The sequence below is a fragment of the Macrococcus sp. S115 genome, assembly GCF_030067655.1.
GTDB lineage: Bacteria > Bacillota > Bacilli > Staphylococcales > Staphylococcaceae > Macrococcoides > Macrococcoides psychrotolerans.
Window position 1 is genome coordinate 1 of sequence record NZ_JASJES010000011.1, and the last position, 25,585, is coordinate 25,585.

Annotated in this window: 30 protein-coding genes; 8 read left to right on the forward strand and 22 right to left on the reverse strand. The window is 37.0% G+C overall.

Features of this window, described 5'->3' with window-relative positions; all coding sequences use genetic code 11:
• Nucleotides 1–419: 419 nt before the first annotated feature.
• Nucleotides 420–824, forward strand: coding sequence for a YgzB family protein (locus tag QNJ52_RS10595; RefSeq protein WP_086039104.1), 405 nt, complete (start codon nt 420–422; stop codon nt 822–824).
• A 6-nt stretch (nt 825–830) separates the two neighbouring features.
• Here the strand turns inward: QNJ52_RS10595 and perR are convergent, their stop codons facing one another.
• The 3 genes from perR to QNJ52_RS10610 all read right to left on the reverse strand — a co-directional run bounded on the left by perR (nt 831) and on the right by QNJ52_RS10610 (nt 2,764).
• Nucleotides 831–1,280, reverse strand: a complete 450-nt coding sequence (gene perR, locus QNJ52_RS10600) for a Fur family transcriptional regulator (protein ID WP_219492958.1) — start codon at nt 1,278–1,280, stop codon at nt 831–833.
• Nucleotides 1,281–1,351: 71 nt separating this feature from the next.
• Nucleotides 1,352–2,299, reverse strand: coding sequence for a phosphoglycerate dehydrogenase (locus QNJ52_RS10605; protein WP_283722572.1), 948 nt, complete (start codon nt 2,297–2,299; stop codon nt 1,352–1,354).
• The gene (locus QNJ52_RS10610) at nt 2,300–2,764 is read right to left on the reverse strand and encodes a peroxiredoxin (RefSeq protein ID WP_283722573.1); all 465 of its coding nucleotides are present in this window, start codon (nt 2,762–2,764) and stop codon (nt 2,300–2,302) included.
• Between the two features lie 81 nt (nt 2,765–2,845).
• Here QNJ52_RS10610 and QNJ52_RS10615 point away from each other — a divergent pair, with 81 nt between their 5' ends.
• Entirely contained in the window at nt 2,846–4,132 is a 1,287-nt protein-coding gene (locus QNJ52_RS10615; RefSeq protein ID WP_283722574.1) for a glutamate-1-semialdehyde 2,1-aminomutase, read from the forward strand.
• 62 nt (nt 4,133–4,194) lie between these two features.
• A complete protein-coding gene (locus tag QNJ52_RS10620) occupies nt 4,195–5,277 on the forward strand; it encodes an FUSC family protein (RefSeq protein ID WP_219492965.1) in 1,083 nt (360 codons plus the stop codon).
• 43 nt (nt 5,278–5,320) lie between these two features.
• Here QNJ52_RS10620 and QNJ52_RS10625 read toward each other — a convergent pair whose 3' ends face one another.
• The 4 genes from QNJ52_RS10625 to mutY form a co-directional block, all read right to left on the reverse strand.
• Entirely contained in the window at nt 5,321–5,923 is a 603-nt protein-coding gene (locus QNJ52_RS10625; RefSeq protein WP_283722575.1) for a DNA-3-methyladenine glycosylase, read from the reverse strand.
• A 141-nt stretch (nt 5,924–6,064) separates the two neighbouring features.
• A complete protein-coding gene (locus tag QNJ52_RS10630) occupies nt 6,065–7,813 on the reverse strand; it encodes an ABC transporter ATP-binding protein (RefSeq protein WP_283722576.1) in 1,749 nt (582 codons plus the stop codon).
• A 122-nt stretch (nt 7,814–7,935) separates the two neighbouring features.
• The gene (ntdP, locus tag QNJ52_RS10635) at nt 7,936–8,487 is read right to left on the reverse strand and encodes a nucleoside tri-diphosphate phosphatase (protein WP_041636159.1); all 552 of its coding nucleotides are present in this window, start codon (nt 8,485–8,487) and stop codon (nt 7,936–7,938) included.
• A gap of 65 nt (nt 8,488–8,552) precedes the next feature.
• Nucleotides 8,553–9,587 (reverse strand): A/G-specific adenine glycosylase, encoded by a 1,035-nt coding sequence (gene mutY, locus QNJ52_RS10640; protein WP_219492971.1) that lies wholly within the window; start codon nt 9,585–9,587, stop codon nt 8,553–8,555.
• Nucleotides 9,588–9,683: 96 nt separating this feature from the next.
• Between mutY and QNJ52_RS10645 the strand changes: the two genes are divergently transcribed.
• A complete protein-coding gene (locus QNJ52_RS10645; protein ID WP_283722577.1) occupies nt 9,684–10,664 on the forward strand; it encodes a metal-dependent hydrolase in 981 nt (326 codons plus the stop codon).
• A gap of 47 nt (nt 10,665–10,711) precedes the next feature.
• Here QNJ52_RS10645 and QNJ52_RS10650 read toward each other — a convergent pair whose 3' ends face one another.
• From QNJ52_RS10650 to QNJ52_RS10685, 8 genes are all read right to left on the reverse strand, one after another.
• A complete protein-coding gene (locus QNJ52_RS10650) occupies nt 10,712–11,506 on the reverse strand; it encodes a hypothetical protein (protein WP_219492973.1) in 795 nt (264 codons plus the stop codon).
• A gap of 8 nt (nt 11,507–11,514) precedes the next feature.
• Nucleotides 11,515–13,044 carry an ABC transporter ATP-binding protein gene (locus tag QNJ52_RS10655; RefSeq protein ID WP_219492974.1) on the reverse strand — a complete coding sequence of 510 codons (1,530 nt, stop codon included), beginning with the start codon at nt 13,042–13,044 and terminating at the stop codon, nt 11,515–11,517.
• A 12-nt stretch (nt 13,045–13,056) separates the two neighbouring features.
• On the reverse strand, nt 13,057–13,371 hold the full coding sequence (locus QNJ52_RS10660) for a YfhH family protein (protein WP_283722579.1): 315 nt from the start codon (nt 13,369–13,371) through the stop codon (nt 13,057–13,059).
• Nucleotides 13,349–14,161: a recombination regulator RecX gene (gene recX / locus QNJ52_RS10665; protein WP_219492976.1), complete on the reverse strand. Its 813-nt coding sequence runs from the start codon at nt 14,159–14,161 to the stop codon at nt 13,349–13,351. Before recX ends, QNJ52_RS10660 begins: the two co-directional genes overlap by 23 nt.
• 66 nt (nt 14,162–14,227) lie before the next feature.
• A complete protein-coding gene (locus QNJ52_RS10670; RefSeq protein ID WP_219492977.1) occupies nt 14,228–14,935 on the reverse strand; it encodes a glycosyltransferase in 708 nt (235 codons plus the stop codon).
• 196 nt (nt 14,936–15,131) lie between these two features.
• On the reverse strand, nt 15,132–15,647 hold the full coding sequence (locus tag QNJ52_RS10675; RefSeq protein ID WP_283722580.1) for a type 1 glutamine amidotransferase domain-containing protein: 516 nt from the start codon (nt 15,645–15,647) through the stop codon (nt 15,132–15,134).
• 90 nt (nt 15,648–15,737) lie between these two features.
• On the reverse strand, nt 15,738–17,117 hold the full coding sequence (rlmD, locus tag QNJ52_RS10680) for a 23S rRNA (uracil(1939)-C(5))-methyltransferase RlmD (RefSeq protein ID WP_219492979.1): 1,380 nt from the start codon (nt 17,115–17,117) through the stop codon (nt 15,738–15,740).
• Between the two features lie 11 nt (nt 17,118–17,128).
• Nucleotides 17,129–17,287 (reverse strand): SE1561 family protein, encoded by a 159-nt coding sequence (locus QNJ52_RS10685; RefSeq protein WP_157819712.1) that lies wholly within the window; start codon nt 17,285–17,287, stop codon nt 17,129–17,131.
• 131 nt (nt 17,288–17,418) lie between these two features.
• Between QNJ52_RS10685 and yfkAB the strand changes: the two genes are divergently transcribed.
• Nucleotides 17,419–18,546, forward strand: a complete 1,128-nt coding sequence (gene yfkAB / locus QNJ52_RS10690) for a radical SAM/CxCxxxxC motif protein YfkAB (protein WP_283722581.1) — start codon at nt 17,419–17,421, stop codon at nt 18,544–18,546.
• Between the two features lie 256 nt (nt 18,547–18,802).
• Here yfkAB and QNJ52_RS10695 read toward each other — a convergent pair whose 3' ends face one another.
• The 4 genes from QNJ52_RS10695 to QNJ52_RS10710 all read right to left on the reverse strand — a co-directional run bounded on the left by QNJ52_RS10695 (nt 18,803) and on the right by QNJ52_RS10710 (nt 21,079).
• Nucleotides 18,803–19,321 (reverse strand): acyl-CoA thioesterase, encoded by a 519-nt coding sequence (locus tag QNJ52_RS10695; RefSeq protein WP_211321858.1) that lies wholly within the window; start codon nt 19,319–19,321, stop codon nt 18,803–18,805.
• 90 nt (nt 19,322–19,411) lie between these two features.
• On the reverse strand, nt 19,412–19,585 hold the full coding sequence (locus tag QNJ52_RS10700) for a hypothetical protein (protein WP_170134823.1): 174 nt from the start codon (nt 19,583–19,585) through the stop codon (nt 19,412–19,414).
• Between the two features lie 55 nt (nt 19,586–19,640).
• A complete protein-coding gene (locus QNJ52_RS10705; protein WP_283722586.1) occupies nt 19,641–20,870 on the reverse strand; it encodes an aminopeptidase in 1,230 nt (409 codons plus the stop codon).
• 11 nt (nt 20,871–20,881) lie between these two features.
• Nucleotides 20,882–21,079: a DUF1128 family protein gene (locus tag QNJ52_RS10710; protein WP_283722587.1), complete on the reverse strand. Its 198-nt coding sequence runs from the start codon at nt 21,077–21,079 to the stop codon at nt 20,882–20,884.
• A 174-nt stretch (nt 21,080–21,253) separates the two neighbouring features.
• Here QNJ52_RS10710 and QNJ52_RS10715 point away from each other — a divergent pair, with 174 nt between their 5' ends.
• From QNJ52_RS10715 to QNJ52_RS10725, 3 genes are read left to right on the forward strand one after another with little or no spacing between them, the layout of a single operon-like run.
• Nucleotides 21,254–21,559 (forward strand): YtxH domain-containing protein, encoded by a 306-nt coding sequence (locus QNJ52_RS10715; RefSeq protein ID WP_219492982.1) that lies wholly within the window; start codon nt 21,254–21,256, stop codon nt 21,557–21,559.
• A 24-nt stretch (nt 21,560–21,583) separates the two neighbouring features.
• Nucleotides 21,584–22,612, forward strand: coding sequence for a YihY/virulence factor BrkB family protein (locus QNJ52_RS10720; protein ID WP_219492984.1), 1,029 nt, complete (start codon nt 21,584–21,586; stop codon nt 22,610–22,612).
• Nucleotides 22,613–22,631: 19 nt separating this feature from the next.
• Nucleotides 22,632–23,201, forward strand: a complete 570-nt coding sequence (locus tag QNJ52_RS10725) for a beta-class carbonic anhydrase (protein WP_219492985.1) — start codon at nt 22,632–22,634, stop codon at nt 23,199–23,201.
• A 37-nt stretch (nt 23,202–23,238) separates the two neighbouring features.
• On the opposite strand, the gene QNJ52_RS10730 is transcribed toward QNJ52_RS10725, so the two are convergent.
• Genes QNJ52_RS10730 through liaF form a run of 3 tightly spaced genes read right to left on the reverse strand, consistent with a single transcriptional unit; the run spans nt 23,239 to nt 25,575 of the window.
• The gene (locus QNJ52_RS10730) at nt 23,239–23,862 is read right to left on the reverse strand and encodes a response regulator transcription factor (RefSeq protein ID WP_283722588.1); all 624 of its coding nucleotides are present in this window, start codon (nt 23,860–23,862) and stop codon (nt 23,239–23,241) included.
• Nucleotide 23,863: 1 nt separating this feature from the next.
• Nucleotides 23,864–24,883 (reverse strand): sensor histidine kinase, encoded by a 1,020-nt coding sequence (locus tag QNJ52_RS10735; RefSeq protein ID WP_219492987.1) that lies wholly within the window; start codon nt 24,881–24,883, stop codon nt 23,864–23,866.
• The gene (gene liaF / locus QNJ52_RS10740) at nt 24,880–25,575 is read right to left on the reverse strand and encodes a cell wall-active antibiotics response protein LiaF (RefSeq protein WP_219492988.1); all 696 of its coding nucleotides are present in this window, start codon (nt 25,573–25,575) and stop codon (nt 24,880–24,882) included. Before liaF ends, QNJ52_RS10735 begins: the two co-directional genes overlap by 4 nt.
• Nucleotides 25,576–25,585 lie beyond the last annotated feature (10 nt).

Below are 25,585 nucleotides of genomic sequence, written 5' to 3' on the forward strand. Positions count from 1 at the left end.
TTGTTGCTACAAGATAAAAGTTTAACACGTTTCTTTCTTGTTTGCAAGCTTTATTTTGAAGAAGTTTTACACTCACGATTTCTTATTTGAAATGTTTTGTGCGCCGTTCTTACTCAATTAATATTAAATGTTTGAGAACAAAGTTTCAATAGTCTTTTTTACACTTTTTCAATTTGTTTTTCAAACGCTTAATCGTTGGCGTCGCTTGTTTTTGCGACTTTTATATCTTAACAAGTGAACCCATATTCGTCAAGCCTTTTTATAATTATTTTTTATTTATTATTCTTTCTTCTATATATTATAGTTCTATTGATAATTATCCTTTATGTTATAACACTCATTTTAATTATAGCGCGTTATTATAACAGTATATAAAGAATATGTTATAATTCTTGTCAGTATATATAGGAGATGATGATTTGAAGTTATTCAATAGAAAACCTACGAGTAAGATCAACAGAATGCGCACTTGGGCACTTTCTATTATATTTATTGCAATGATTGTAATGTATATAGGTGCGGCAATATTCTATTTCTCTCATAGTAAACTGCTGTTTTCATTGTTTTTATTGATTGGTACATTATTATTCTTATTTAGTTTCGTAATGTATTTCTGGATTGGTATGCTATCGACAAGAACTGTACAGGTACGCTGTCCAAACTGTGAGCATTATACAAAGATGCTTGGCAGAGCGGATATATGTGCTAACTGCAACCAGCCATTGACACTTGACCCTTCATTAGAAGGTAAAGCGTTCAATCAAGATTACAATAATAAGAGAAAGAGCAAGGCACTTGAAGAACAAAATAAAAACGGAAACTAATTTTAATTAGTTTCCGTTTTTATTTTGACATTCTGGACATACACCATAAATCTCCATACGATGATGGGTAACAGCATAACCTGTAATATGTTCTGCAATATTCTCTACTTCATCTAATCTCGGGTAGTGAAAATCTTTAATCTTACCACAAGCTGTACAGATAATGTGGTAATGATTCTGCGTATCAAAATCAAATCTGCTCGCTGCATCACCATATGTGAGTTCCTTTACAAGACCGCTCTCTTTGAAGACCTTTAAGTTATTATAGACAGTAGCCACACTCATATTAGGGAAATTCGGGGATAGCGCTTTATAAATTTCATCAGCTGACGGGTGACTATCTGTTGCAATAAGGTACTGTAAAATAGCTTGTCGTTGAGGTGTAATCCTTACGCCAGTCTTTCTTAACGTGCTAATTGCTTCTTGCAGAAAGTCTTTCTGCGTATGAACTGACATTTGATCACCTCTTTTTACTTTATAGTAATTCTATTTTACATCTTAATTTTCCTTATTGTCAAATACCTAGTTTAGTACCCTTTGTCTAAGTCTACCAGATTCTTGAAGTTATGTTTATTATCAATTCCCATATTCATATTATCAACAAAAATATTTGTAGCACGTTGATTGTAATGGGTACTCAGTCCAGTTATATGTGGTGTCATAATTACGTTGTCTAATTTATATAGTGGATGCTCCGCTTCAAGGGGTTCGTTATAAAAGACATCTAGGCATGCAAATCTAATGACTTTATCTGTCAATGCCTGAATCAGTATATCTTCTTTAACTACTGTACCTCTACCTACATTAATAAACAGTGCGTCACTCCCCATCGCCTGGAAATCTTCTTGTTTAAGTAGATTTATCGTACTTTCTGTTTCCGGTAATACATTGACAATTATATCTGATTGTTCAAATGCGTGTAGGCGTTCATCAATCGCATATACTTCATCAAAATACGCTATATCTTGCCCTGTTGTATTGATACCAATTACTTTCATATTGAATGCTTGTGCAATACGTGCAGCATACGACGGGATTTCTCCTGTACCGATAAAGCAGATGGTCTGCTCGAACAGTTCTTTGTGTCTAATGTCTGTTTTAAAGCCTTTATCCTGTTGTAATTTGTAATATTCTAATACATTTTTGTAGTCCGTCATAATATAGCTGAATATATACTCCGAGATTTGTACTTTATGAACGCCACGTGCGTTCGTTAATATCATATTTCTCTCTTTAATTGTTTTAAGTGGCAGCTTGTTAACTCCAGCTGCATACCATGCTATCCATTTTAAATTCGGGCATTGTGAGAGAAATGCTTCATCCACTCGTCCGTCATGTGAGATTAATATATCCATACTTTTCTTATCTTCATCAGTCATATCTTTTAGCGCTATTGATTTAAATGAATGCTCAGGGTACTGTGCTATAAGATTATTCAATAATTCTCCAAGTTTTACATTCGAAATAATGTTCATCTATTTTTCTCCTTGCAATACTTTTTTGATATCTTCCATCTGAGTCTTCACTTTAACACCGTCAAAGACTTCAATGATTCGTGTATCGTCATCAAGAATAATCGTTGTTCTGACAATGCCCATTGATTCCTTACCGAACGACTTCTTGAGCCTATATATACTTAGCTGCTTTGAAAAACCATAGTCTTCATCTACTAGCAAATCGAATTTCAGATTATGCTTATTAATAAAATTCGTATGCTTTACTTTACTATCTCCACTTATACCATATACTTGTGCATCCAGTGCATTAAGTACATCTAGATTATCATTGAAATCACACGCTTGAGTTGTACATGTTGGTGTATTATCTCTCGGATAGAAGTATAAAACTGTCTTTTTACCGAACAGATCTTGATTTGTAATGATTTCCCCATCTTGATTCTCCATCTTAAAATTAGGTAATAACATTCCCTTTTCTAACATAAATAACACTCCATCCTCAAATATTGTATAAGTATATGATAGTATAGTAGACGAAAATACAAAACAAAAGAGGTCGATAAAATGAACTTTAGTAATTCAGAAGCAATACAAAATCGTGCGAATGCGGCAATCCTTGGAGGTGTTAACTCACCTTCTCGTTCTTATAAAGCAGTTGGTGGCGGTGCGCCTGTAGTGATGGCGCGTGGTGAAGGTGCTTACTTCTATGATGTGGACGGTAATAAATATATTGATTATCTTGCAGCTTATGGCCCAATTATTACAGGTCATGCGCATCCTCACATTACTGAAGCCATTAAGCGTGCAGCTGAAAGTGGTGTATTATATGGCACTCCAACAGAACACGAAGTTGTGTTTGCTGAAATGCTGCAAGAAGCAATCCCATCATTAGAAAAAGTACGCTTCGTTAACTCAGGTACGGAAGCTGTGATGACAACGATTCGTGTTGCGCGTGCATATACTGGCAGAGATAAGATTATTAAATTTGCAGGATGCTATCATGGCCATTCAGACTTAGTACTTGTGGCAGCAGGCAGTGGCCCTTCACAACTTGGTACTCCGGACTCGGCAGGCGTACCAAAGAGTGTGGCACAAGAAGTAATTACGGTTCCATTTAATGATATAGAACAATTCAAAGAAGCATTCCATCACTTCGGCGATCAGATTGCAGGTGTATTAGTTGAGCCAATCGTCGGTAATTTCGGTATTGTAGAACCATACGCTGGATTTCTTGAAGCAGTGAATGAAGTGGCACATAGTCACGGGGCGCTTGTTATCTATGATGAAGTTATCACTGCATTCCGTTTCTGCTACGGTGGTGCACAAGACATGCTTGGTGTAAAACCTGACTTGACAGCTTTCGGTAAAGTTATTGGTGGCGGCTTACCGATTGGGGCATACGGTGGACGTCAGGATATCATGGAACATGTTGCGCCTCTTGGTCCAACTTATCAGGCAGGTACGATGGCAGGCAATCCATTAAGTATGCAGGCAGGTATCGCTCTACTTGAAGTGATCAAGGCTGAAGGTACTTATGATTATCTGGATAAGCTTGGTGAGATGCTCGAGACAGGCATGAATGAACTGATTGAAAAATATAGTATCAAAGCCAATATTAATCGTCTTAAAGGTGCGATGACAATTTATTTTACAGATGAAAAAGTAGAGAATTATGAACAAGCTGAAGCTACCGATGGAGAAGCTTTCGCCAAATTCTTCAAACTGATGCTGCATCAAGGAATCAACCTTGCACCTTCTAAATACGAGGCATGGTTCATTACTATCGCGCATACCGAGCAAGATATTCAAGATACACTAATCGCAGTTGAAAACAGTTTCAAACAAATGTAGCTTGAAAAAATATGCAATGTCATGTATAAGTGTACTAACGAATAAATAAATGAGGTCAAAATATGAAATTAGGTGCACGTATATTCAAAACTGGAATTGCTATTATCGTTGCCTTGTTAATCGCACATCAAATCAATGGGCAAGGCGCTATCGTTGCTGGCATCTCAGCATTATTTGCAATGCAACCCAATGTGTACAGATCATTTAAAACGATTATTGAACAATTTCAAGGAAACTTAATAGGTGCTGTACTTGCAATAATCATGGCTTCTTTATTTGGTTTTCATATCGTCATTATCGGCATTACTTCTATCATGCTGATTTCAATATTACAGAAAGTCAACCTTTCACATGTTACAGGTCTTGCTGTAGTCACTCAGCTCATTATTATGGACCATCAGGACGGTGCGTTCCTGGAATCTGCTGTTTTAAGATTTACGTTCGTTATGATTGGAGTAATCAGTGCGTTTGTCGTGAACACATTATTTTTACCGCCTAAATTCGAAAGTAAGATTTATTATCAATGTTTAAGTATCTCGAGTGATATTTTCAAGTGGATTCGTCTAGAAATTAATGGCTCAACAGAATTCCATGCAGTAAAAAGAGATATAGATAACATCCGCAGTCGTATCGAGAAACTTGAAGAACAGTATAACTTGTACAAAGAAGAACGTGCATACACGAAAAAAGGCAGTATTCGGAATCTACGCAAAAAGATCATCTTTAAAGAGACTGTACTGGCAACGCGTCGCGCCTATGATGTACTGCGCAAAATGCATAGATACGAAAATGATGTCATTAATTTGCCGGAAGAACTAAAAGTTCAGATTAAATTTGAACTCGATGAATTAATGACACTACATGAAGAGCTACTTATGCGGATATCAAAGAAAGTGCCCGCTACAAAACATGACTGTCAAACCGGGATAACCGAACCTTATAAGCTCAATATCATGGATGCCTTTCTTGAAGAGATCAACACGACACCAAGTGATGCATATAGTAAGGAACATATATTTGTAATTATCGGGACACTATTTGATTATCGTGATAAACTCGAACACCTTGATCGTATTACACATAGTTTCTATAAGTTTCATAAAGAGGATAAGAAATTCAGAATAGAACATAGTGAAGAGTTATAATTTGTTCAACATAAAAGGGAGTGCGAAATCGCACTCCCTTTTATCATTGCCAACCATTATTCTCTTCTACCACGACTTTATCTTTTGATACGTGTGGATTTCCTTTTACAGTAAATCGATAGAGATAATCCACCGCTTCTTCTTTATTATCGATTCCGATACGCTTTGATGCTGTAATTACTCTCGGTGTTCTGCCTTCTCTTATACATACGCCGTCGTCATTTAGACGCGTTCCGTTGTAATGTTCTCGTTTAATTCCTAAACTTTGTGTCAGTTTTCCTGGTCCGTCCGTCAGATGATTTTCACGACCTCGCCTCTCTATCATCGTATCTATTCCTGTTACTGGTTCGATTCCACGGATAAGCACCCCTTCAGGATGCGCTGTATCTTTCGTTATAAAGTTCATACAATGATGTCCATGCATCGTATATACATAAATCGTACCAAAGTCGCGATACATCATTTCGTTCTTCTTAGTCCGACGCAGCTGATATGCATGTGCTGCTTTATCATGTTCCCCAAGATATGCTTCTACTTCAGTAATATATCCACCGGTAACAGCACCATCCTGCTCAGTGTAGATATACTTTCCGAGCAAGGCTTGTGCTGCTGTTAATGTATCATGTGCTAAAAATGTTAAATCCATTTAAATCACCTCTTCCAGACCTCTATATAACTTTGAGATAAACATAGATTGATCAATTTCCAGTTCACTTACTTCTTTTGGAAACAATGAATTTTGCAGATAGACCTTGTTGAAATCACTATAGATTTAAATAAATAATTCTTAATCAATACTTTCTAAGTTTTGAATAGAATAGAGATTATAATAATGTTCGTGCTTTTGCATCAATTCGTGGTGTGTACCCATTTCAACAATTTCACCATCTTGAACCACTACAATCTTATCTGCATGTGTAATTGTCGACAATCTATGTGCGACGATTACTGTTGTTCTATCTTGAGATAGAGACTCTAGTGCTTCCTGTATCACCGCTTCACTTTCAAGGTCCAGTGCACTTGTCGCTTCATCCAGTATAAGAATCGGTGGATTCTTCAGGAATACACGAGAAATTGCAACACGCTGCTTCTGACCACCTGATAACTTAACGCCACGTTCGCCTACTTCTGTATCGTAGCCGTCAGGTAAACTCATAATAAAGTCGTGGGCATTCGCGAGTTTCGCAGCCTGAATCATCTCTTCTTCTGTGGCACCAGGTTTTCCTAACAAGATATTATTACGAATCGATTCAGAGAAGAGAATATTATCCTGCATGACCATGCCTATCTGTGTACGTAAGCTTTCCAGTGTATAATCTTTAATCGGATGATGATCTACGATGATTTCACCTTGCGTAACATCGTAGAATCTCGGTATCAGACTGATCATCGTCGATTTACCCCCACCGCTCATTCCAACAAACGCTATAGTTTCACCACTTTTAATATCCAGATTAATATTGTGCAATACTTCTGTATCATCTTCGTTATACTTAAATCCAACATTGTTAAATGAAATATCTCCTCGGTGGATCTGAATATCACGTGCGTTCTTCGTATCTTTAATATCATAAGGTTCATCAAAGAGCTGGAACATTCGGTCCATCGACGCCATGCTTTGTGTTAATGTCGTTGATGAGCTGACCAGTCTTCTTAAAGGGCCATACAATCTGTCAAGATACGCGATAAATGCTGCTAATGCACCGACTGAAAGGTGGCCACCAATGACCTGCCATGCACCAAAGCCTACTACAAGCAATGGCCCGACATCTGTAATCGTATTGATTACAGCAAAACTTTTGGCATTCCATCTCGTATGATTCATCGCCTTATTCAAAAAGTTCTTGTTGCGTCTATCGAACCGCTTATTTTCCTCTTCTTCTATAGCAAATGTCTTGATCAATGTCATACCTTGAACACGTTCATGCAGGAATCCTTGCACTTCTGCCAGCGACTGACTGCGTTCACGCGTAAGTTTACGCAGGTTGCCGAAGAAATAATAGACGCTGAACATATAAAACGGAAAGACAATCAATGACACAAGCGTCAGCTTGACATCCATCGTAAACATAATAGCAAGTGCAATAATAATCGTAACTAAGTCCAGCCATACATTCATCAGACCTGTGATGATGAAATCTTTCGTCGATTCAACATCATTGATAACACGTGAGATGACTTCTCCAACTTTATTGTTAGCATAAAACCTCACGCTCAGTGCCTGAAGATGCTTATAGAGCTTCTTTCTAATATCGTATAGTATTTTGTTGCTTGTCCATTGAGCAAGATACTGTCTGAAATACTCAACTGGCGGACGGATAACCGTGAAGATAAATCCGAATAAGAGTAAGGCTTGTAGTAATGCTTCTTTTTTCTCTGCGACTGACATCGATGTATTATTGATGACATCATCGATAACATATTTAATCAATAATGGAATTAATAACGGAATTCCAAACTTTAATATCCCTATAATAATCGTCAAGATAATCAGCATCGTATAGGGTTTTACAAATTGCATATAGCGCTTTAACATATTATTCTCCTTCAATATTATTCTTGTTTGTTAATGAATCAAAAAACCGAACAATGCAGAAAACGACATACATTTTCTTCACACTGTCCGGATTTAACAAAGAGGATTACTGCCCCGTATCCTTAATCTTCCTTGATTCTCTTTTGAAAATGAAATCTTTCCTGCCAGACTTTGATAAAGTCCGGAGCAAATGGTCCTTTCTTTCTTTCAATCCATTGTTGCAAAATGTCAACGTTTCGCCTTAGGATCAAATCGATCTCTTCGGGATAGTTCATCTGTTTCATGTGCTGCTGATATTCATCTTCATCAAGCAGATGATACTTACCATTTGGATATACTTTAATATCCAGGTCGTAATCAATGTACTTAATAGCCTCACTATCACATACGAACGGTGAGGATAAGTTACAGTAATAATAAACGCCATCTTCACGGAACATACAGATGACATTGAACCAGTATTCTGCATGAAAATAGACGATTGCAGGTTCACGTGTAACCCAAGTTCGACCATCACTCTCAGTTACAAGAGTACGATTATTCCCTCCGATAATGACATGATTTGTTCCTTTTAAAATCGTTGTTTCGGACCAGATTCTGTGAATTTTCCCATTATGTTTATAGCTTTGAATCTGCACATTCTGGCCTTCTTTTGGTATGGATTCTTTGACCATGTTCCACACCACCTATATTTAGTATTTGCATTTTAAATTATAACATAACTTTTTTCACATTTAACCTATTTCAACTCATCAATATATTTTTTGAATATTTTTGTCATCGATACAGGGAAATTGAAACGTTCCTTCTCCTCTATATCTATAAATTTTGCGTCATCTACACGACCTAATGCCACGGCACGATAAACTTCCATATCCCATGTCACATGCGTAAACTGATGCTTAAGTGACATAAAAGGATCATCTTCAACATATAACGACATATTCAGCTGTTCTTCAATCGTGTCTTGATGCGTGTCGATATTAAACATCGGAAACTGCCACATCGACTGCAGTAATCCAGTCGATGGTCGCTGCTCAATATATATCTTATCGTCATGCATAATCACAAGCACTTTCCAATGTTCTATCTTCTTTTTAATCTTCTTTAGTTTGACAGGTCTTAACTGTACAGTACCTGCATTATAACTTTCACAATGTTGTTGAACTGGACAGAACATACATAATGGTGCCTTAGGTGTACATACAGTCGCGCCAAGTTCCATCAAAGCTTCGTTAAAGTCACCTGCTGCTTTTGGCATGACATCCATCACCTTGTCTTCAAAATGACGTCGTGCTGATGAGCTCGATATATCAAAATCATCATTATCCAATCTAGAGAACACACGATAGACATTGCCATCAACTGCTGGTATTTGATGATTAAATGCAATGCTCATTACCGCACCTTGCGTATAAGGGCCAACCCCTTTCAACTTTAAGAAGTCTTCAGGATTATTCGGTACCACGCCATCATAGCTTTCCTGTACTTCTTTTACTGCACTATGGAAATTGCGTACACGAGAATAATACCCAAGCCCTTCCCAATATTTCGATACTTCATCAATCTCTGCAGATGCCAGCGTCCGTATATCAGGAAATCGTTCTGTAAACTTCAAATAATAAGGTTTAACCGTATTGACCTGTGTCTGCTGCAGCATCACTTCTGATAACCAGATTTTATATGGATCTTTCGTTTCTCTCCAAGGCATCTCTCGTTTATTTTTATAAAACCAATCCAGGAGATGCTGCGAAAATTGCTGTTTGTTTAACATTGCTTTCCTCTTTCTAAAAAAATTTAAATTCTAAGCATGAATAATTTATCATTATATTCTATTTGTTCTATAATAAAACTTGAAAGGAATGATACTATGGATACTGCCACTCATGTCGTTATGGGCGTTGCACTTGCTGGCCTTGCAACAATCGATCCTGCAGTAACTTCTATGTATCCTGCGGTTGTGACCACTGTTATGGTCGGTTCACAAATACCTGATATCGATACCGTACTGAAGTTACGTAATAATGCAGTATATATCACTCATCACCGCGGGATAACACACTCAATACCATTTACATTATTCTGGCCAATTGTGCTTACTGTTATGGCGATGCTCGTTTTTAAAGTGGATGCCCCGTTCCATCTATGGATGTGGGCACAAATTGCTGTATTGCTGCATGTCTTTGTAGATATCTTTAATTCATATGGGACTCAGGCGTTACGACCACTTACTAAGAAATGGATACAAATCGGTATTATCAATACATTTGATCCGATTATATTTATGTCACATATCATTGCAATATTGTTATGGTATATCGGCTTTAATCCCATCTCTACGTTTGGTAGTCTCTACTTACTCCTTATCGTCTACTATATCATTCGACGTATGCTGCAACAAATGATTAAGAAGAACGTCCTGTTACGTATTCCTAAAGATGAGACAGTCATTAAATCATTTGTTGCTCCAACAATAAGATTCTTTGAATGGCGTATTGCTGTCCAGACTGATAAGTATGACTATATCGGTAGAAGCTATAAGGGAAGTGTTCACTTCAGTGATAAGTTCGTACGTAAGAAACTACCAGATAAAGTAGTGATGCAGCACGCAAAGCATGACAGAAACTTACGTGCATTCTTAAGCTTTAGTTCTATATATCGCTATACAATCACAGAGACGGGTACAGGATATGAACTTCGCTTTATCGATTTACGTTACTTAAAGAACGGACATTATTCATTCGTTGCAATTCTCAGCCTGGATAGCGCATACCGCGTCACACATAGCTACACGGGATGGGTATTCTCAGAAGAAAAATTACAGCGTAAGCTCGTTAAGAGCAAAATTTAACCCGAATATCGACGTGTTATTAATAACACGTCGATATTCGGGTTTTTCTATGATTCAATTTTTTTACTGACTTTTTTATTAATATTAATTTCATCCTTCAAGATCGTAAATAAATAATCAAACCACGTATAGAGCATAACAAGTTCAAAAATAAAAATAACTTGTGAAGGCAGATTAAAAAATGCATTTGTGCCAAACACCGTAGATTCCTGTACCCCATTGATCACAAAGTTGAATGGGTTGAGTTTCAGTATATTCATCAGTAAGTCTGGCAAGTTTCCTGGAACCCAGAGAATCGGCGACGTGATAAGAATAATAAGCAGGAGCAATACAATCATCGATTTTATATTACGGGTTAAATGACCTCCTAGTGCGACTATAGTACAGATAGGCATCAGTAAAATAATGGTCATCAGTACAAAGTAAAGAATACAAAATATATTTGTCGTTAATTCAATTTTATTTCCTAATGCAACAAGCTGCAGTACGATATAAGAAATTATGAATATAAAAATAAAATTCATGATTTGTACTGTAATAAGCACATAACTCGGTAGATTCGTTATATTAAGTACATAGCCTCTCGTATGTAGAATCTTCATCGCATAATAAATCGAGCAACCGATACACATAAACATTAAATAACCACTGACCTGCCATATTTTTGTGATACGTTCTAACGGAAGACTCTCCGTAACATTCATATAGAAGAAAGTTGCAGCTATTACAAAAATATTTAAGGCAAGCCAGGATAAATAGAGCTTCTGGTTATAATAAAATTCAAGCAACGCATTTTTTAATGTGTGCGGAATATATTTTATTGAAAGATAAATTTCATTCATGTAAACACCTACATCTGTATAATCAGCCATTCGCCTTTGCTGAAGTCAGCAATAGCGTAGCCATCATCTAATTTAATAATCCATTGTTCTGTACTAATATTGAATTTCTGTCTCAGCTTTTCTTCATTGACTATCGGAAAACTAATGCCATTCATAATATCGTAGTCATTAAAGTGAAGATAGATTTCATTTTTAGTGAGTTTAATTTTAAATCGATCGTTGGTTTCAGGGTACAGTTCTTTATTGATAACACTATGATGCTTCCCGAGGTAGCCATTGAAGAATTCCCTGAAGTTCGAATAGTTGTCATACATATAATCTTCAAGCTCACTTATTGTATACTCATCATACAGTGCTGCCGGATTAATATATATAATGTCCTGTTGCTTAACTTCCATAGTCCTCTTCTGATAATCCACTTTATATGTTTCATCACCAATACTAGAAATCGTCATAGTATTACCAGCTGGTAATTTCACCTTTTGTCCGCCTTGAAGTTCGGTCGGTTTATTCGTAACACCAATTGCATACTTTTCACGAAATTCATCCACAGTTTTCTCTACAATCCCTTTTTCATCAGCTGCAACTTCTGTTTTCTTCATACCGATGTCATTGATCATCAATAGGAACATCATTGCAATACCTGCGATTAACATCAATGTCGATATTAATGTACGCTGTAGTTTTTCATCAAAGATTGCGCCGCCATACTTTTTTATACGACTTAACCGTTCATCTTTGTCGTGATTAAGGCTACGTGACATACGCATCTGAAGATCAAACAATTCACGCTCTTCATCTGTACGGCAACTATAATAATCACTTACATAAGATTGATATAAGGGCAGCACTTCATCAGGAGCCCCCGATTGCTTTACTTGCCCATGACTCATCCATGTAATGTAGTTTGCACGTGTTCGAATCAATTCCATATTTGAATCAATCAGCACGATAGCACGTCTTTCTTTCTTAAACATATCGATGACCATATGAAACTTCTTCTTAAAGTCCCTATCCATATACTGATAAAGTTCATCAAAGATAATCACATCGGGCTTTATAAAATATGCAAGGCTTACGAGCAGCTTCGTACGTTCTTCTATCGTTAATTGCTGGATCGAACACTTCTCCTTGCCACCAAGCTCAGCAAAGTCGAGCACATGTTTACGCTTTTCATTGTATGATTGAAGCGGCATATTGTACGTAAGGAAAACGGACTCGATCAGTTGTCTGACTGAAGTACTGCCTTCAAATATATGATTATGACTTGCAAGAAATGTTAAATATTCATTCTTAACACGACCACTGTTAGGTTCAACAACTTTAGCCATAAGTTTTCCGATAATGGATTTACCAGAATTCGGTAAGCCGACTAAAGCAAGTATTTCCCCGCGATAGAGATGAATTGTTACATCCTTAACTTCAACAACATGGTTCTTTGATTCAGGCAGCATCAAATCTCTGAACTTCTGAAAACCACTGACTTGTCTGAAATACTTTGTAACATTAAGCAACCTCACCAAAATTTCACTCGTCATCTTTCAATCTCCTTATAATTGTAGCAATGCAAGCGGGATACCTTCTTCATCAAGTGTTCCACCCAGTCTGAACCCCCAGGCAAACACACCTTTAACGCGGTCTACCTTAAAGTATTCCGGCTCGTTTCCTACGAGCGCATATACCTTGCCAGGCTGTACTTTCTGTGCATCGACTAAATAGCTTTCTGCAATAAGTGCTTTACGCATCCATACTTCGTATTCATTCAAAATACCCATCATTTCAGCTTTACGTGCTTGCTCTCTGTAATCTGCTGTAATCTGTTGTAACTCATGCGGCGTCATTTCAATCAATTTCTTCTCTTCCACTTAATCCACTATCCTTTATCTTTGTCATAATATCATCATACTGAAATCCTTTTTGCATTAAACTTTGAATAATTTTCTGATTAAGCATGAAACCTTCATGTTTTCTTGCGAGTCTGGTCACCGTTTTTTCGAATGCTTTATCTAATGCCAGGTCACTTGTCTCAAGTTTAACATTTTTCATCACATCATTTGCAATATCCAAATTATACCCTTTTTGAATAAGAGTTTGAATAATTTTCTGTTCAATCATTTTAGCGGATTGTTTCTTTTCATATTTTCTCATAACTTTCTGTGCAATCTTATCGATACGCTCTGAAGTAATCAGACCTTCAAACTGTACATTATATTTATCTATAATCGCTTGTTCAACGCCGAGCTGCTTTAAGTTTTGCACGAATATTGCAGGACCTTTATCTGTTGTGTTCAGCAATGTATTCATATAACTCTTCGCATAATCATCATGGTCGATATACTTATTTTCTTTACAATACTGAATGACCCGCTCGATTACTTCACTACGCACTTCATCGCCTGCGAGATAATTTCTCACTTCTGATTCTGTGCGTTTCTTATATGATAAATAGTTTAAAGCATTATTAATCGCAACTCGGTAACCATCATATTCACCGATATTACGTAGATCTTCATCTGATAATATGAGATCTTTCCTCAAATTAAAATAGACATACGTCGCTGCATCAATACCGGCAAAGAAATTGCCGTTTATGTATAGGTTAAATCTATCCTTGTTATGTTTTTGAACTTCAATCTTCGTAATCTTATGTTCCATCATAACCCTCCATCATACCGCCCTCAAAAATAAAAAATACGAGACAGTATCTCGTATTTCATTATATTATAAACCCGTTAATGCTTCATTATATTGCATTTCAGTTATTACATTCTGCTCTAACATTTTATTTAACGTGAACTCTGTTCTGGATTTGAGCGCTGCATCATTGTGGTAATCATCGATCTGATAAATAGACGGTGCATTAATTGCACTTGCAAGCAGCGCACTTTGCAGAACGGTTACTGGTGGATAGTACGCATTACTCACATGTGTACTCCTATTAAAATAATAATTTGCAGCATCTTCAGCTGAGTACAGATTATCACCAAAGTAAATCGTATTTAAATAATAACTTAATATCTGATCCTTTGAATAATTGTTCTCAATGCGTTTAGCTACTACCACTTCTTTAATCTTTCTGGAAATCGATTTCTCATTGTTAAAGAAATAGGTCTTCGCCAACTGCTGTGTAATCGTACTGCCACCTTGAGATGCTTCACCATTTTTCAATGAGACAACTATTGCACGCGTCGTACCTAACCAGTCTACGCCAGTATGTTTGTAAAATCTTTTGTCTTCTAATGCGACAAATGCACCCGTTAAATGTTTTGGCATATTATTTGCCGCAACGAACGTCTGTTTTTGTTCAATTGATTGCAGATCATCAATATTAACACGATAGCCCTGAAATATATTAAAGCCAATATAAAATGTTAATAATAAAAACGGAATAAATAAAATGGATAAACATCCACAACCTTTTCTTTTCATGCAGTCACCTCTTAGTCAATATCATATCATCACGCATATTGAATAGGAATTATTATTGATAAATAGAGGTTAAAATCAATCTTAAGACCGAGAAAGGACATCTCCTGAGTGTGAATCTTCGATTAAAAACTGTAAAATAGGTCTGATAATCGTAACAAAAAAGGCATCTCTAACGAGATACCTTTTAATAATGTCATTATTTTAGTAAATTTAATGATTCTCTATTGAAGTCTTCTAAATCATCAGGTGTACGAGATGTTACGATATTAGAATCCACAACTACTGATTCATCTACAACTGTAGCCCCTGCATTTTCGAGGTCTTTACGCACTGATAAGAAACTTGTTAATTTCTTACCTTTTAATAAATCTGTATCGATTAATAATTGCGGTCCATGACAGATAGCAAATACAGGTTTTTCAGCTTGAACGAAATGTTTCGTAAATTCACCGAAACGACCTTGCTCATCTCCACGTAACATATCAGGTGAGAAGCCACCAGGGATAAGTAACGCATCGAAGTCTTCAGGTTTCACATCGCTGATTGCTTTGTCGACTTGAACTTCTGTATCTTCAGATTTACCTTTTACAGTACCTGTTTCCTTACCGATTACAGTAATTTCATGTCCTTCGTTCTTAAGGGCCTCAACCGGGCTCGTATATTCTACGTCTTCAAATAAATTATCTAGTACTACTGCGATTTTCTTACTCATAAGATAAACTCCTCCTAAAATCGTTATAGTATTGTTTACCCCACTTTGAAATGATAAAACATCCACATTGAATTATTACGAATATATTTATTATTTCCCTAGTTTTCTTTTACGTGTAAGCTTCACTACCGCTTCCACTTGCGCTGTTTGGGGGAACATATCTACTGGCTGAATATACTCCACCTGAAATGCTTTCGTTAAATGTGCTAAGTCTTTCGCCAATGTCGAAGGATTACAGCTCGTATAGACGAATGTCTTCGGTTTGATTTCATTGATTAATTTAATCGTTTCTTCAGATAATCCTGTTCTTGGCGGATCCACTGTTATTACATCTGGATAGAAACCTTCTTCAATCCATTCATTTAATTTCTCTGATGCATCGCCAACTTCAAACTTACAGTTATCTGCACCATTTAATGTAGCATTATATATGGCATTCACGATACCATCTTCATTCGTATCCATGCCGCGTACTTCACCTGCATTATCCGCTAGCCATATACCAATCGTCCCTGTTCCACAGAATGCGTCTACTACATGCTCCTTACCTGTAAGTGCTGCTGCATCGCGTACTTCATTATAAAGTACAACAGTCTGTCTCGGATTAAGCTGGAAGAAGCTTTCCGCTGATAAGTCATAAATATGATCTTGTAGTTGTTCACGAATTGTTTCCTCACCCGCGATAACGATTGTTTCATCACCCATAACAATAGATGTTTTCTCCGTGTTAATGTTTAATGCAACACTTTTCACGCCAGCTAGACGCATCACACGTTCTGCTAATAGATCTTGTTTTTTTAGGTGTCTTGTATTTGTGACGAACACAACTTGAATTTCACCTGTTGCAAGTGCCACACGGGTAACGATATGGCGCACACCTTTTTCGCGCATCGGATTCTTACAAGCATCGATATTAAGCTCGCTCATAATCTTCTTCACTTCATTCGTCGTATGCATTGTACGGTTATCCTGCACGATACATTCATGCAGATCAATTAACGTATTAGAATGCTCTTTATATAACCCCGCACGCACTTTACGTCCGGTCTTTTCTACAGGGAATTGATTTTTGTTTCTATACGTATAAGGATTATGCATACCTTTAACATCTTTAATTTTGTCGAGCTTCACGTGCGGTGCATATTTTGTCAGCGCATCTTCAACAATTTGTTTCTTATACTTTAACTGTCCACGATAAGAAAGATGCTGTAGTTGACACCCTCCACATAAATCGAATACATTACATTTCGGTTTTACACGTTCATTTGATTTTTCACGAATCTTAACCATCTTTGCCTGCAAGTATTTCGGGTTAATATCTGTTACTTGTGCGACGATGACTTCTCCAGGCAATGCCCCTTTTACAAAAGTAATCTTGCGTTTAAAATAACCAATACCTTCTCCGTTGATACCGAGTCTCTTAATTGTTAAAGGAAACTGCTGACCGACTTTTACTTGTATATCTGTCATATATAATCTCCTTAATGTTTAATTGATTTTACTTTCTGTTCTAACTGATCAAGCAACGCTAACCATTCATCAATATCATGGATGTCTGTTGTTTCAGGATTTACCGAATCAATCGTCTCCATAAAATCATTTAATTTTACTTTAATTTCTTCTAAAGAATCTTTAGTCATAATGTGCTCCTTTTTATTCTATGAATGTATTCATTATGTAACAGATTTCTTAAACTTTCAATGTATTTATTGACAACACTCCTTACATGTTCATAATAGTAAACGGACAATAAATGGAAAGAAGGCAAATTATGATCGCTTTAAAAGATAAAATTTCAATTCACAATGATCCATGGGAAGCATACAAGGAAGTGGAGAAATTTGGTGAGACGAAGTTATCTAATATAGAATTTACGACGACAACACTATGTAATATGCGTTGTGCACATTGTGCTGTCGGTTATACATTGCAACTCAAGGATCCAGATACAATTGATATGACGACGATACTTAAACGTTTAGATGAAGTAGAACACTTATCAACATTAAGCATCACAGGCGGAGAACCGATGTTCTCTAAAAAATCGATTAAAGAAACGGTAACGCCTATACTTGAATATGCTAAGTCACGTGGTATCTATACACAGATGAACTCAAACTTAACGATAAACTACGATCGTTATGAACCACTAATAGATTTAATAGATGTGATGCATATTTCTCATAACTGGGGAACGATCGATGAATTTGCGGAAGTCGGTTTTCACGTGATGGATAAGAAACCACCACTTAAAGCACGCTATAAATTATATGAACAAATTGTAGAGAACGCAAGACGCTTATCTGAGGCAGGAATGTTTGTCTCAGCAGAAACAATGCTCAATAAAAGCACGTTACCTCACCTAGAGAAGATTCATAAGGAAATCGTCAACGATATGAAATGTGCGCGTCACGAAGTACATCCGATGTATCCATCAGACTTTGCAAGTGATTTGAATGTGCTAACAATAGAAGAAACGAAAACTGCAATCAGACAATTACTATCATTCAGAGATGAGGATACATGGATGTTATTTGGTACGTTACCGATATTACCATGTTCTATGAATGCAGATGACTTATCATTTTTAGATGAGGTCCATAGTGCAAAGAACGTTACAGTTCGTAATGATCCAGATGGACGTTCACGACTGAATGTCAATGTATTTACTGGAGATGTGATCGTTACAGACTTTGGAGATGAAACAGGCACAATCGAGAATATTATTGATACACCACTCCAGGATGTATACGATAAGTGGAAACAGAGTGCTCTCAATCAGACGATTAACTGTCACTGCCCGAAAGTGAAATGTCTCGGTCCGAATCTACTCGTGAAGAACATGTATTATCCAGATGTCGACTTTAAAGTAAACGAAAAACGCATGCACGAACAATAGAAATTAAAAAATCACGTGAAGCAGTATGCTTTACGTGATTTTTTGTTGAGCTTGTTTTGATGAGTGTCCATTTGGCGGACACTCGTGATGTTATTTCTGCGCGAGTGTCACTTTTTTGGACACCCAGCCTTATTTTTATGCGCGAGTGTCACTTTTTTGGACACTCAGCCTTATTTTTATACGCGAGTGTCACTTTTTTGGACACTCAGCCTTATTTTTATACGCGAGTGTCACTTTTTTAGACACTCACTCCATACTATATCGTCAAATTATTCGAGAAAAACTGATGCAGATCCTTACTCTTACTTCGACGTTCTTTACGTACTTTTGCACGTTCTTTCCCGGTTTCATTCAGCCATACCTGGTCTTCAGTCTCAGCTATAACTTCTGGCACCATAACCGGCTGATTATGCTCATCCAATGCAACAAACGTTAAGAAACTGATCGCCGCCAGATGCTTTCTTTGTTCCAATATATTTTCAGCAACTATTTTCACACAAACTTCTAATGAAGATGTCCCGGTATAGGTCACAAGTGCAACCATTGACACAATTTCTCCAGGTCTTATCGGCTGCAGAAAATCTACAGAATCTGTACTTGCAGTGACGACGGATCTTCCACAATGTCTCGTTGCTGCAATGCTCGCCACGTCATCAATCATCGCCATCAGCTTTCCACCAAACAATGTATTATGATGATTCGTATCCGATGGGAAGATCTGCTGTGTTTTCACAGTTCTTGATGCACTCATTGATTTTTTTGATCGTTCGCTCATATTTATTCCCCAATCATATATAGTTGACAATATTATATCAAAAAAAAGAAAGAGGATGCGGATTCTTAATCCGTATCCTCTCAATTATTATTAGTGAACGTTATCAGCAAAGACTTTCTTTTCTAACGCTTCTTCTGGTGTGTCGATGATATCTGCTTCTTTAGAATCAAAAGCTTTAATTAAAAACATCATTAGTACGCCACCAAATACAAAGATTGCGAAGATAAACGCAATAAGTACAAACCACATCATAGCTACTGACATGTCCATCCTCCTCTTAACCCATTAGTAATCCTATTCTATCATTTAATTCTCTAAATTAAAATGCCCAATTTCCATTTAAGAAAATCTCTTCTTCGTTTCCTTCAGATGTTACACCATAAATGTTCATTTGCGCTGAGCCAATCATAAAGTCTTCGTGTGTAATCGAGTTGTTCAGTCCTGCAGCTTCAAGTCCTGCATCATCCAGCTCCTTACCACCTTCAAGACAGAATGGGTATGCTGAACCTAATGCTAAATGACATGATGCGTTCTCATCAAACAATGTGTTATAGTATAAGATCTTAGAATTAGAGATTGGTGAATCATGTGGTACCAGCGCGACTTCTCCTAAATACTTCGCGGCGTCATCTGTATTTAGCAGTCCCTCTAATATATCTTGACCTGTTTGCGCTTCAAAGTCGACTACTTGCCCATCCTTAAACGTTAATTTAAAGTTATCGATAATATTTCCGCCGTAACTCAGTGGCAAAGTGCTAGAAACATAGCCATTTACTCTATCTTTATGCGGTACAGTAAATACTTCTTCTGTTGGCATATTCGCCATGAACTCTATACCGTCTTTATTAATACTTGATGCACCACACCAAATATGACCTTCTGGCAATCCAATTTCAAGGTCTGTCCCTGGTGCTTTATAGCGCAGTGCTACATACTTCTTATTGTTTAAATAATCAGCTTTGCTATGAAGATTATGATTATGCGTAGCCCATGCAGCTTCTGGATCCTCGCTATTCATACGTACGCTATCTAAAATTGCATCTAATAACTTCTCAAATGCTGCTGTTTCATCAAGTTCTGGGAATACAAGCTTCGCCCATGCAATTGATGGATAGGCCGCAACAGTCCAGCTGAACTGGTCTGATTGCATCATCTTCATATAATCTTTAAAAGCAGTACCGTATGCTTTCATATTCGCTGAGACTTTCTTAGGATCGGCATCCTTTAAGTTTTCTGGACTTGATGAAATAAGTGCAAGCTGAGCTGCATAGTCATTCGCATAATCCATACGCTCATCCACTAAATATTGTGGTACGCTTTCGAAACTTTCCTGTTTACGATACTTGAAGTTTAACTGCGCCAGCTTATCGTCACTATAATTCACTTTAACATCGCTGGCACCCGCTTCATAAGCCGCTTCAACAACAAGATGAACGAAATCTTGCGCGTCCACCGTCGCGCGAATATAAACGCGTTGCTCAGGTTGAACGTTCATACCTACCTTGACGAGTAATGCTGCATACTGCTTTAATTGTTCTTCTTTATACATTGTAATCCCCCTTATTTACGTAAACTTCCTAGTGCATCTGTGAGCGCAGACATTTCGCTCGGTGAAAATGTATCACGTTTCTTTACCATCTCATAAATCTCTGTTAGCTCATCCACCTTGTTATCATCTATAGTTTCTGGCTTGATCACTCCGATATTTACGAGCTTTAATTTCTTAACAATTTCATCGATCATTTCTGCTTTATTCATAGGACACCTCTTCAATTTTTTTATTCTCTAAACATTTTATCAAACTATTCTTAACTTTAAAATTAATTATTTTCAAAAACTTACTCTTAATTGTTTATTCTATCTACATTTTGGCTATATAATAATTAATAAGTGCAGATAGCACATTTCTTATATTTGAGAGGAGATTATATTATGAACAACAAATTAGTCCCAGCAGTCATCGCCGGTGCAGTCATCGGTGCTGCAGTATCAATGGCTGATAGAAAGACACGTAACTCTGTTAAAACCTCAGTTTCAAAATCGAAACAAAACGGTATCACTTCACAAGGTTCTACAAAAAACAAAGTATCAAATTTAAAAGATGAATTATTATACTGGAAAGAAACAATCGATGAAATCCGTCGTAACAATCCAGAACTAGAACGCGCAATATTAGATGCTAAAGATACTTTCATCGAAAAGAAAAATCAAAAGAAAATCTCAGGACCAAACGGTTAACTTAATATACTTAGAGGTGAAATTATGTCAAAGGACAATAAGAGTACCTCTAAATTTCTGACTCAGGCTGCAAAAGGTCCTGAGTCTCATAATTTAGAGGTAGAAAACAAAGATAAACTATCTAATAAAAATGAGCAGTATGTAAGCAATCAAAGGTTTAAATCAAAGCAAGCTAAAAAAGATGACGAAACATTATACGTTTCTAAGATTAACAAACCGGCAAAGTATAAACATAACGGTAATTTTTTTAACAAGTTACTATTTAGAATCGGTAAAGACGATGCTGCAGGATTATCTGCGCAGCTCGCATATTACTTCTTACTGTCTTTATTCCCAATGCTGATTTTCCTATTGACATTAGTCCCATTGTTTAAAGTGTCCCCTGAAACAATCACGAATATGATTGCAAAGAATGCCCCTGGAGATGCAGCGAATATGATTACCGATGTAATCTCTGATGTGATGAACAACGCGAACGGTGGATTACTATCATTCGGTTTAATCGCAGCACTTTGGTCAGCATCTAACGGCATGACAGCACTAATGAATGCATTTAATGTATCTTATGAAGTTGAAGATGCCCGTAATCCTATCGTATCAAAGTTACTTAGTGTGTTATTTACAGTGGTGATGGTGCTTGTATTTGGTGTTGCATTAGCATTACCTGTATTCGGTGAACAAATTGGCAATTATTTATTTGGTCAGTTCGGGCTAGAATCACAATTTAAATGGATCTTCTCGCTTGTTAAAGTCGCACTTCCACTGATTATTACGTTTATAGTATTTACGACATTATATGCGATTGCTCCGAATATTAAACTTCAATTTAAATCTGTTATACCAGGTGCTTTGTTTGCAACGATTGTCTGGATTGGTGCAAGCTTCCTATTTGGATACTATGTAAGTAACTTTGGTAACTACTCTAAGACTTACGGTAGTATCGGAGGAATCATCGTCTTAATGTTATGGTTATATTTAACAGGTTTTATCATTATTATTGGTTCACAGATTAATGCTATAATTCATGAAAAGAAACTAAGTTCTAATCAATAATAGTGAAAGAGGGATAACGTTGACTTTATTATCAAACATGCTTGAATTTAATAAAAAGTTTGTAGAAAACAAAGACTACACACAATATGAAACGTCTAAAGTGCCAGACATGAAGGCTGTACTATTAACATGTATGGATACAAGGTTACAAGAATTATCAACGAAAGCACTTGGGCTTAAAAACGGCGATGTAAAAACCGTTAAGAATGCTGGAGCTACAATTACACACCCTTATGGTTCTACGATGCGTAGCTTACTTGTTGGTATTTATGCATTAGGTGCTGAAGAAATTATTATTATGGGCCATAAAGATTGTGGGATGGGTGGTCTTGATGTTGATAAAGTTAAATCAACCATGATTAATCGCGGTATCAAACAAGAAGTGATGGATACGATTATTCACTCTGGTATCGACGTAGACCATTTCTTAAGCGGCTTTAACGATGTGAACGAGAACGTACGTGAAAACGTTAAAATGGTTTATAATCATCCATTATTCGATCGTTCAGTACCGGTACACGGGCTCGTCATCGAACCGCTTACAGGTGAAGTAGAGTTACTGATTAATGGTTATGATAATGTACAATGAAAAGAGTGAAATGTGGGCATCCGCATTTCACTCTTTTTCATTCTATTAAATCATGTTGAAATGCATAGATTACTGCTTGTGTTCTATCCTGTACTTCAAGTTTACTCAGTATATTGCTCACATGTGTCTTCACCGTTTTAATCGTAATATGGCTTGCATCTGCAATTTCCTGGTTAGAATATCCTTTTGCAATCAGTAATAATATCTCTTTCTCGCGTTCTGTCAACATATCATGTAGTTCTGCCTTCTGGTTCATACGCGCGCGCATTTTCATCATTACTTCTTTTTCAAATACAGACTCACCTTGATATGTTTTAATAATCGCATCTCTTATTTCTTCAGCGCTGCTCGTCTTTAATATGTAACTGTCCACACCCGCATCTAGCGCTCGATACACTTCTTTATCTTCTATAAAGCTCGTAAGCATTACAACCTTCACCTTTGGCATTTGACATTTAATTTTTGCTGTCGCCTCAATCCCGTCCATCTCATTCATTACCATATCCATAAGTACAACGTCCGGTTCAAGATTTAACGTCTTCTCTATCCCTTCTTTACCGTTTGATGCTTCTCCAACAATTTCAATGCCTTCTTGCATCGATAAATAACTTGATATTCCGATTCTGACCATCTCATGATCATCTACAAATATTACGCGCATGTTATGCCTCCTCTAATGGCACTTTCACTTCAATACGAGTGCCTGACTGTGGTGCAGATATAATTTGAAATGTCCCGCCAATTTCGAGTGCTCGTTCTTTCATCGTATTAAGTCCGTATCTTGAATCGTCAACACGCTCAATATCGAACCCTTTGCCATCGTCGCTTAACCTGAGTATTACTTTATTCCCCGTTTTGAATAGTTCGATAACAATCTGTGTCGCCTCAGCGTGCCTTAATGTATTAGAAATGGATTCCTGAGCAATTCTAAACAGGTGATCTTCCACACCTTTTTCGAGCTGTATGTCTTCGATATCTGATGTGATATGTAGTGGTATCTTCTGTTTTAATTCTTTTAGTAGTTGCTGAATGCCTTCTTCGAGCGTTCTGTTCCTCAGTCCGATTGGTCGTAAGTGTAGCAACAACGCACGCATTTCAAGCTGTGTTTCTCGTAACATTTTATCTAGTAATTCGAGCTGCGATTTCACTTTCTCTTCATGCGTGCCTGCTTTTAGGGCAGATAACATCATAGATGCGGCGAACAGTTGCTGACTCACAGAATCGTGTAACTCTCGTGCGAGCCTCTGCCGTTCTTCTTCAACGATTTGTTTCACTGTCTCTTCGTTTATCTTATGTACATCGTTAGTAACAAGCTGATTCTGTCGTTTAATATTAGCCATCGATAGGCTTACTTCATTAATTGCATGCAGTACGTCAATGACTTCCACATTCTGATTAATTGCGGTATTAATTTGAATCCCGTCTTCAATTTGTTCAATTTCATTTTTAATACGCATAAGTTGTTCGTTCTGGCGATATGCAACGATGGAGCCCATAATAATACATGCAAGTATAACCGTTACATTTAAAAATAAAAAGGCGGGTACACCGACAATTTGTGTATATAGCATTCCTTGAAAGTATATGATGTTGACGAATATTCGGTCTAGAATAAAGAACACAACCGCTAAACTATAGACAAGTATGAGCATCGTTCCGATCATCTTCGTATAATTATTCATCGGTACTGCACCTCGAGATCTCCTACAATTGACGATACGAATAGTTTAATTTCAATGCCATTTGGGTACTTCTCAGTTTCGTATACTACACGTTCGTTACGCGCTTTTTTCACATAATGCTCTTTAAAGTTGAGCTGTCCGTATAGCGTTGTGTAATCCACCTTCACTTGATAACGATGTGGTACTGTAATCGTCGTCTTTCCGATTGCGTTGCGAATCACAATGATATTCGACTGTTTTAAGTTAGCAGCTTGTGTAAGATCGATGTCCATATCTCCGACAAAATGCTGTAAGTTCATATCTTCAAACTTGTATACTTTATCAGGTGTCGATTGAAAGCTTAGTAGTGACTGCTTATGAATCGACATACTGTCATCCTTCGTCTGGATAACTTCCATCGGTTGTTTCTTATAGATGATATAACGGATTGCTACAATAACGATAAACAGAAAGATTACAATTAAAGTATATGGATTGGATAACATGCCGAATAACAGCATAATAACGCCAATCCAAAGTATGATGAGCCCCCTTAGATTCTCTTTCATCATCGTGCTAAAGTATATCATGAGCAAACCTGCTACGATAACAAGCAGCATCCCGATTTTTACGAAGAAGATATAATAAATATTTGAAAGCAGTATTAATGTGAAGAATGCGATTAACATTTCAGAATTTACAATTTGCTTCAAAGCGTCACAT